This is a genomic window from Streptomyces sp. SM1, from assembly GCF_002910825.1.
In the GTDB taxonomy this organism is placed as follows: domain Bacteria; phylum Actinomycetota; class Actinomycetes; order Streptomycetales; family Streptomycetaceae; genus Streptomyces; species Streptomyces okerensis.
In genome coordinates this window covers 1-8,449 of sequence record NZ_NEUB01000068.1, presented here as the reverse complement: position 1 = coordinate 8,449, position 8,449 = coordinate 1, and the positions used below count along the sequence as shown (strand labels likewise).

Annotated in this window: 9 protein-coding genes; 5 read left to right on the top strand and 4 right to left on the bottom strand. The window is 71.3% G+C overall.

Annotated elements, in window-relative coordinates; translation table 11 throughout:
• On the bottom strand, window positions 1-749 hold a 749-nt coding region (locus tag B9S61_RS01525; RefSeq protein WP_181007184.1), incomplete at its 3' end, for a carbohydrate kinase family protein.
• On the bottom strand, window positions 731-1,642 hold the full coding sequence (locus tag B9S61_RS01520) for a pseudouridine-5'-phosphate glycosidase (protein ID WP_181007183.1): 912 nt from the start codon (window positions 1,640-1,642) through the stop codon (window positions 731-733). The genes B9S61_RS01520 and B9S61_RS01525, both read right to left, overlap by 19 nt.
• A gap of 101 nt (window positions 1,643-1,743) precedes the next feature.
• Here B9S61_RS01520 and B9S61_RS01515 point away from each other — a divergent pair, with 101 nt between their 5' ends.
• Window positions 1,744-2,172 carry a VOC family protein gene (locus B9S61_RS01515; protein ID WP_103540560.1) on the top strand — a complete coding sequence of 143 codons (429 nt, stop codon included), beginning with the start codon at window positions 1,744-1,746 and terminating at the stop codon, window positions 2,170-2,172.
• Window positions 2,173-2,201: 29 nt separating this feature from the next.
• On the opposite strand, the gene B9S61_RS01510 is transcribed toward B9S61_RS01515, so the two are convergent.
• Together B9S61_RS01510 and B9S61_RS01505 are read right to left on the bottom strand one after the other, a co-directional pair.
• Window positions 2,202-2,777 carry a methylated-DNA--[protein]-cysteine S-methyltransferase gene (locus B9S61_RS01510; RefSeq protein ID WP_103540559.1) on the bottom strand — a complete coding sequence of 192 codons (576 nt, stop codon included), beginning with the start codon at window positions 2,775-2,777 and terminating at the stop codon, window positions 2,202-2,204.
• Window positions 2,778-2,840: 63 nt separating this feature from the next.
• Complete coding sequence (locus tag B9S61_RS01505) at window positions 2,841-3,776, bottom strand: glycerophosphodiester phosphodiesterase family protein (RefSeq protein ID WP_103540558.1); 936 nt, start codon at window positions 3,774-3,776, stop codon at window positions 2,841-2,843.
• Window positions 3,777-4,059: 283 nt separating this feature from the next.
• Between B9S61_RS01505 and B9S61_RS01500 the strand changes: the two genes are divergently transcribed.
• The 4 genes from B9S61_RS01500 to B9S61_RS01485 form a co-directional block, all read left to right on the top strand.
• On the top strand, window positions 4,060-4,923 hold the full coding sequence (locus B9S61_RS01500; RefSeq protein ID WP_103540557.1) for an MHYT domain-containing protein: 864 nt from the start codon (window positions 4,060-4,062) through the stop codon (window positions 4,921-4,923).
• 40 nt (window positions 4,924-4,963) lie between these two features.
• Complete coding sequence (gene uvrB, locus B9S61_RS01495) at window positions 4,964-7,105, top strand: excinuclease ABC subunit UvrB (RefSeq protein WP_103540556.1); 2,142 nt, start codon at window positions 4,964-4,966, stop codon at window positions 7,103-7,105.
• A 135-nt stretch (window positions 7,106-7,240) separates the two neighbouring features.
• Entirely contained in the window at window positions 7,241-7,819 is a 579-nt protein-coding gene (locus B9S61_RS01490) for a TerD family protein (RefSeq protein ID WP_103540555.1), read from the top strand.
• 82 nt (window positions 7,820-7,901) lie between these two features.
• The coding region (locus B9S61_RS01485) for a TerD family protein (protein ID WP_146064670.1) at window positions 7,902-8,449 on the top strand (548 nt) is incomplete at its 3' end.

The following is an 8,449-nucleotide window of genomic DNA, read 5'->3' as shown; positions in this document are numbered from 1 at the left end:
TACACCGCCCCGGACCGTGCCAGCAGCGCGCCCCGCGCGCCCTGCTTGGCCACCACCAGCGGAACATGGCGGCTCAGCCGAGCCGCGGCGTCCGCGGCATCGGACGCCCCGGTCAGCAGGCACGCCTCGTCCCGGCTCGGCAGCAGTACGTCCACCCCTTCGACGAGGGCCAGGAAACGGTCGGCGCCCAGACTGGTGAGGAACCCGGCCGACGCCGGATCCAGACTCACCGGCACGCCCCGCGCCCGCGCGGCCTTCAGGGCCACCGCGACGAAGGCGCGGCTCGGCTCGGTGAACAGCAGATAGCCCGACAGATGCAGCCGCGCCACACCGTCCAGCAGCGTGTCCGACCAGTCGCCGGGGCCGAGCCGCAGCGACGCGCCGCTGTCGGTGAGGAAGGTCCGCTCGGCCGCCGCGCCCTCGTCGACCAGGCAGATGACCGTCCCCGTCGGTGTCCGTCCGTCCACGACCAGCAGGGAACGGACCCCGCAGGCGGCCAGCTCCCGCTCGTGCCAGGCCGCCGCGTCCGCGCCCACCCGGCCGAGGAGTCGCACCTCGACGCCTCCTCGGCGCGCCGCCCAGCAGGCCACATTGGCGCCCGCGCCCCCCGGCACCGTCCGGATCGCCGCCGTCGTGTCCGTCCCCGGGGCGAGCGGGCCACGGTACCGGGCCACCACATCCGTGATCACGTCACCGACGACCAGGAGCGCCCCGCCCCGCACGGCCCCCGTCACTCCCCGGCGGCCCACGCCGCCGCGACGCGGGCCGCCAGACGTACGTTGCCCCGGACCGCGGCCAGGTTCGCGGCGAGTGAGGCACCGTCGGTGCCACGGACCAGATGGTCGAGCAGGAACGGGGTGACCCCCTGGCCGGTGACCCCCTCCGCCTCGCACGCGCGCAGCGCCTCGTCGAGCACCCGGGCGTGCACCCCGGGATCCAACTGCTCGTCCTCGGGAACAGGGTTGGCCACGATCAGCGCCGACTCCGGCCCGCCGAGCGCGTCCCGTGCCCGCATGACCCCCGCCACCTGGCCCGGCGTGTCCAGCCGCCAGTCCACGGGATGCCCCGAGTCGGCCAGATAGAAGCCGGGGAAGCGGTCCGTGCCGTACCCGGCGACCGACACCCCCAGGGTCTCCAGCCGCTGCAAGGTCGCGGGCACGTCCAGGATCGACTTCACCCCCGCGCACACCACGGTGATCCGGGTGCGCGCCAGCAGGCCCAGGTCCGCCGACTCGTCCTGCGTCACCGTCCACTCCCGGTGCACCCCGCCGAGTCCTCCGGTGGCGAACACCCGTATGCCCGCGAGCGCCGCGAGCAGGGCCGTGGCCGACACCGTGGTCGCCCCGCTCGCCCCGGCGGCCACCGCGAGCGGCAGGTCACGATGGCCCAGCTTGCGGATGCCGTCCTCGTTGGCGACCCGCTCCAGCTGCTCCTTGTCCAGGCCGACCAGAGGACGTCCGTCCAGCACGGCGATCGTCGCCGGAACCGCGCCCTCCTGCCGTACGGCCTCCTCCAGCTCCAGCGCCACCCGGAGATTGCGCGGCCGCGGCAGCCCGTGCGCGATGATCGTGGACTCCAGGGCCACCACCGGCCGGCCCGCCGCGATCGCCTCCCGTACCTCGTCGGACACCATGAGCACCACGCGCCTGCCTCCTGCCTGCCGCCTCTCCCTCATCTCTGGCGGGCCGGACCCCTGGCCAAACCCCTTGCGTACCCCGACGCCGATCACGGAGGCTGGCGGACATGACGGACCACACGACTCGTCTCGACCACATCGTCCTGTGGGTGCGCGATCCCCGCGCGGCCGCCGGCTTCTACGACAAGGCCGTGGGCCTGGAGCCGGTCCGGCTCTCCGACTACTCCGCGGGCGAGGCGCCCTTCCCCTCGGTGCGTGTCAACGAGGAGACGATCATCGATCTCATGCCGCTGGCCATGGCGGAACGGATGACGATGCTTCCCGGCGCCGCGCAGAGCTCGGGCCGCCCCGTCAACCACGTCTGCCTGTCCCTGCCGGCCGACCGCTTCGACGCACTCCGCAGCCGCCCCGAGGAGCAGTCCGTACCGATGACGGACCTCTCGTACGACTCCTTCGGGGCGCGCGGCCGGGCCCGGCGCAGCTTCTACTTCCGCGACCCGGACGGCAATGTGTGCGAGGCGCGGCACTACGACTGAACGACCGGCGGCGCCCGCTGCCCGAGCCGTCAGAACAACGGCTCGGGCAGCACACCCTCCAGGGCGAGCAGCCGCCGCTTGGTCTCCAGCCCGCCCCCGAACCCGCCGATGCCCCCGTCGCGCTCCACGACCCGGTGGCAGGGCACGACCACCGGCAGCGGGTTGGCACCCATGGCCGTGCCCACGGCCTGCGCGCCGCCCGGCTGCCCCACCCGTCCGGCCAGATCGCCGTACCCGACGACGGTGCCGAACGGCACCCCGGCGGCCAGCTCCCGCAGCACGTCGCGGTTGAAGCCCGATATCAGCGACCAGTCCAGTGGCAGCTCGAAGGACCGCCGTTCACCCGCGAAGTACGCCTCCACCTGGCGTATCGCCTCGGCCACCACTGCGGAGCCGGACTCGTCCGCCGGCGCGCTGCCCAGCTCGGCCGGTTCGGTGCCGAGCCGGGACGCAAGCCGCTCCAGCGCGCTGTCGCGCACCTTGTCCGTGGCGTGGAACACGACGTTGACCAGGCCCTCGCGGGTCGCGGCCAGCAGCAGCGGGCCGACGCCGGTGTCCACGACGGCCCACACCACCCGCTGCCCGTACTGCCCATGGCTGTCCATGCGCACCACCGTACGACCCGCCACCGACAACGCCGGCCGGTGGCCGGTGGCCGGGACGGGCGATCAGCCGCCGACCGCGTCCCGCACGACGTCGGGCGTGTTGGTGATGATGCCGTCCACACCGAACCCGGCGACCCGCCGGGCCGCCGCCGCGTCGTTCACGGTCCAGGTGAGTACCTCCATCCGCTTTCCGCGCGGACCCCGGAAGCCGTGTACGGCGGCGACGTAGGGGGCGGACAGCGAGCCGTGCGAGGGGTTGATCTGGTCGGTGAAGGCCGCGTACGCGGCCAGGTCCGCGACGGGCGGCGTCCCGAGGAACCCCGTCTTCACCGCGGGCTTCAGACCGTGGACCGTCCGCACGCTGTCCGCGCTGAAGCTCTGCACGACCAGCCGGCTCCCCACGTGCCGGCGGTCGAGCCACCCCTCGTTGCTCAGGACCTTGAGGGTCTCCCGCTCGATGCCCGGATAGAGCTGGGGGTTCTTGAGCTCCAGCAGCAGCTTCTGGCCGTACCGCTCCACGCGGTGCACGAACTGCTCGAGCGTCGGCACGCGCGCACCCGCGTACGCGGGGTCGAACCAGCTGCCCGCGTCCAGCCGGGCGATCTCCGCCGCGGTGAAGTCCTTCACCTTCCACGGAGCCCGGTCGGGGAAGACCTCCTCGACGTCGGTGGTGCGCTGCAGGCTGTCGTCGTGGAGGACGACGAGTTCACCGTCCCTGGTGCGCTGGACGTCGTTCTCCACCCACTCGGCACCGAGGGCGGCCGCCTTGTCGACGGCCGCGAGTGTGTTCTCGGGCGCGTAGGCGGAGGCGCCCCGGTGGGCGACGATCACGGGGTGACGGATGCCGTGGTCGGCGGCGAGGGGGCGGGGACCGGCGGAGCGGACGGCCGCCGGCACGGGACCGCCGCTGTCGGCGGCCCGCGCGGGGGAGAGCGGGAGCAGGAGGGCGGCGGTTCCCAGGAGCGCGGTGGTGGAGGCGGCGACGGCGCGTGCGTGCATGCGTACTCCTCGCGTCGGGCGATCATCACGGTCAGCTCAACTGTGACAGCAGAGGGTCAACGCGAGGCGGGCGCGGGATGGCCGCCGATTGAACGGAGTTGCCCGAACTGTGCACACTGGTGCCACACACCTGGGGCAAGGACGTGTTTGTTTGCTGGAAAGTCGTTCGACCATTCCGGTGGGGGTCATACTCTCTGCGGCAACCCGGGCCGCCACCGCGGATCTGGGAGGGGGATGACATCGGGACATTGCGGGACGAACAGGGCGGGAAGGGCAGTCGCGCATGCACGGCACGGTCGACGGATTCAGCTACGGTCTGGTCACACCGCTGGTGGCCTTTCTCATGGCCTGCCTCGGCGGCGCCCTGGGACTGCGCTGCACCACCAGAGCCATGTCGGCGCCCCGGCGCCGACGGCCCTTCTGGCTCGCCCTGGGGTCCGTGGCCATCGGCTCGGGCATATGGACGATGCATTTCGTCGGCATGATGGGCTTCGCGATAGAAGGCACCCCGATCCACTACGACCGGGCCCTGACCTTCGCGAGCCTCGCCGTCGGCATCCTCATGGTCGGCACCGGGATCTTCATCGTCGGCTACCGCGGCGCCTCGGGAACGGCCCTGTTCACCGGGGGCACCGTCACCGGTCTCGGCATCGCCTCGATGCACTACCTCGGCATGGCAGGCATGAGTCTTGACGGAAGCCTCGAGTACAACACCGTCGTGGTCGCCGCCTCCGTGGTCATCGCCATGGGCGCCGCCAGTGCCGCGCTGTGGGCGGCCGGGCAGGTCAAGGGCTTCCTGTGGAGCGTGGGCGCCAGTCTCGTCATGGGACTCGCGGTCACCGGGATGCACTACACCGGCATGGCCGCACTCGACGTCCACGTCCACGGCACGGCCACCCCCGCGGAGGGGGAGTCCGCCGCCGCGCTGCTCGGACCCCTCATGGTCGGCCCGCTCGCGTTCCTCGTCCTCGCGGGCATCGTGGTGGTCTTCGACCCGCTGATGGTCACGGGCGGGCCCGGGGCGTCCTTCGCCGAGCACAAGCCCGGCATCCCCGCCCACCCTCCGGCCCACCACCGTCCGCCGCGCGCCCGCCTGCGGCTGCGCGGCCCCGTGGAACACCGCTCCCGGACCCCGCAACGACGCTGATCCGGACGCGTTGTCAGTGGGGGGTCGTACCGTGGATGGCATGCGGCCCGTTTCCCAGATCGAACGCACGGTGGCGCCCTTCGAGGTCGTCAGCCCCTACCAGCCGAGCGGCGACCAGCCGACGGCCATCGCCGACCTCGCCCGGCGTATCGAAGCAGGTGAGAAGGATGTCGTCCTGCTCGGCGCGACCGGCACCGGCAAGTCCGCCACCACCGCGTGGATGATCGAGAAGCTCCAGCGCCCCACCCTGGTGATGGCGCCGAACAAGACCCTGGCCGCCCAGCTGGCCAACGAGTTCCGGGAGCTGCTGCCGAACAACGCGGTCGAGTACTTCGTCTCGTACTACGACTACTACCAGCCCGAGGCGTACGTCCCGCAGTCGGACACCTACATCGAGAAGGACTCCTCGGTCAACGAGGAGGTCGAGCGGCTGCGCCACTCGGCGACCAACTCGCTGCTCACCCGCCGCGACGTCGTCGTGGTCGCCTCCGTCTCCTGCATCTACGGCCTGGGTACGCCGCAGGAGTACGTGGACCGCATGGTCCCGCTCCGCGTGGGCGACGAGTTCGACCGCGACGAGCTGCTGCGCCGCTTCGTGGACATCCAGTACACGCGCAACGACATGGCCTTCTCCCGCGGCACCTTCCGGGTGCGCGGCGACACCATCGAGATCTTCCCGGTCTACGAGGAGCTCGCCGTCCGCATCGAGATGTTCGGCGACGAGGTCGAGGCGCTGTCCACGCTGCACCCGCTCACCGGCGAGATCATCAGCGACGACCAGCAGCTGTACATCTTCCCCGCCTCGCACTACGTCGCCGGCCCGGAGCGGCTGGAGCGCGCGGTCAACGACATCGAGAAGGAGCTCGGCGAGCGCCTGAGCGAACTGGAGAACCAGGGCAAACTGCTGGAGGCCCAGCGGCTGCGCATGCGCAGCACCTACGACATCGAGATGCTCCGCCAGATCGGCTCCTGCTCCGGCGTGGAGAACTACTCGATGCACTTCGACGGCCGTGCCCCCGGCTCACCGCCGAACACCCTGCTGGACTACTTCCCCGACGACTTCCTCCTCGTCATCGACGAGTCGCACGTCACCGTGCCGCAGATCGGCGCCATGTACGAAGGCGACGCCTCCCGCAAACGCACCCTCGTCGACCACGGTTTCCGGCTCCCCTCCGCCCTGGACAACCGCCCGCTCAAGTGGGAGGAGTTCCAGGAGCGCGTCGGCCAGACCGTCTATCTGTCGGCCACCCCCGGTCAGTACGAACTCTCCCGGTCCGACGGCTTCGTCGAGCAGATCATCCGCCCCACCGGGCTCGTCGACCCCGAAGTCGTGGTCAAGCCGACCGAGGGTCAGATCGACGACCTGGTGCACGAGATCCGCGAGCGTGTGTCCAAGGACGAGCGCGTCCTGGTCACCACGCTCACCAAGAAGATGGCCGAAGACCTCACCGACTACTTCCTGGAACTCGGCATCCAGGTGCGCTACCTGCACAGCGACGTCGACACCCTGCGCCGGGTGGAGCTGCTGCGGGAGCTGCGCAGCGGCGAGTACGACGTCCTCGTCGGCATCAACCTGCTGCGTGAGGGCCTCGACCTGCCCGAGGTGTCCCTGGTGGCGATCCTCGACGCGGACAAGGAGGGCTTCCTGCGCTCGGGCACCTCCCTGATCCAGACCATCGGCCGCGCGGCGCGCAATGTCTCCGGCCAGGTCCACATGTACGCCGACAGGATCACCCCGGCGATGGAGAAGGCCATCGACGAGACCAACCGCCGCCGGGAGAAGCAGGTCGCGTACAACCGGGCGAAGGGCATCGATCCGCAGCCCCTCCGCAAGAAGATCAACGACATCGTCGCGCAGATCGCCCGCGAGGACATCGACACCGAGCAGCTGCTCGGCTCGGGGTACCGCCAGGCCAAGAAGGACGGCGGCGGCACCAAGACGCCCGTCCCCGCCCTCGGCGGCAAGGCCGCCAAGGGCGCGAAGAAGGCCAGGGGCAAGGCCGCCGAGACCGTGCCGACCGACCGCCCCGCGGCCGAACTCGCCGGACAGATCGAGGACCTCACCGCGCGGATGCGATCCGCCGCGGCGGACCTCCAGTTCGAGATCGCGGCACGGCTGCGCGACGAGGTGTCGGAGATGAAGAAGGAACTGCGGCAGATGCGGGAGGCGGGCCTGTCCTGACCACCCGTACGGGATGTGTTGCAAGAACGACACAAAGTGCGGACCTGGGTACGTCACTGTCAGTGCCCCTGCGTAGGGTTCTGGTCAACCGCGGTTCCGCGGCAACAGGGGACAGTTCGAGAGGGGAATCAGCGCGTGACCGTGAACATGACCAAAGGTCAGGCCATCAGTCTGCAGAAGAACGACGGCGGCAGCCTGACCGCGGTGCGCATGGGTCTCGGCTGGCAGGCGGCTCCCCGTCGCGGCCTGTTCGGCTCGCGCACCCGCGAGATCGACCTGGATGCCTCGGCCGTCCTGTTCGCCGACAAGCAGCCGGTCGACGTCGTCTTCTTCCGTCACCTCGTGAGCGACGACGGCTCCGTGCGCCACACCGGTGACAACCTCGTCGGCGGTGTCGGCCAGGGTGGCGACGACGAGGCCATCCTCGTCGACCTGTCGCGCGTCCCGGTCCACATCGACCAGATCGTCTTCACCGTGAACTCCTTCACGGGCCAGACGTTCCAGGAGGTGCAGAACGCGTTCTGCCGTCTCGTCGACGAGACCAACGGCCAGGAGCTGGCCCGCTACACACTGGCCGGCGGCGGCGCCTACACGGCCCAGATCATGGCCAAGGTGCACCGTACCGGCACGAGCTGGACCATGACGGCGCTCGGCAACCCGGCCAACGGCCGCACCTTCCAGGACCTGATGCCGGCCATCCTGCCGGTCCTCTAGGCACCCGAAGGCGAACCGGCCCCCGCGCGGGGCCGGTGAGCGGCAGACGACCCATCACACGCGACGCAGGGGGACCAAGGCGATGACGGCCGAGCTGGTGCGGGGACAGAACCACCCGCTCTCCCAGTCCCGTCTGGAGATCCGGATCTCGGCCGGCACACCGGTCGTGGCCACGGCCGCGCTCGGCGACGAGAACGGCCGGATCCACGGAGTGGAGTGGGTGGCCCACCCGGGCGCTCCCACCCAGCCCGGCCTGGAGGTACCGCGTCAGGCGGCCGCCGACCACCGCCTCGCGGTGGACCTGGACGCCATGACGGACGCGGTCCACCGCGTGAGTGTGCTGCTCGCCCTGCCCGCCCAGGGCGGCAGCCCGGGGCCCACCCGGTTCGGCGCCGTGGCGGCCCCCTTCGTCGCCGTCACCGGCCTGGACGGCGGCGAGGTCGCCAGCTACACCATCACCGGCCTGGAGGCGGAGTCGGCCGTCGTCGCGCTGGAGCTCTACCGGCGCCAGGGCGCCTGGAAGGTGCGCGCCGTCGGCCAGGGGTACGCGGGCGGTCTGGCCGAGCTCCTCACCGACCAGGGTCTGCCCGAGGCCGTGCAGCTCGCCGGCAGCATCAACGAGGCGGTCGC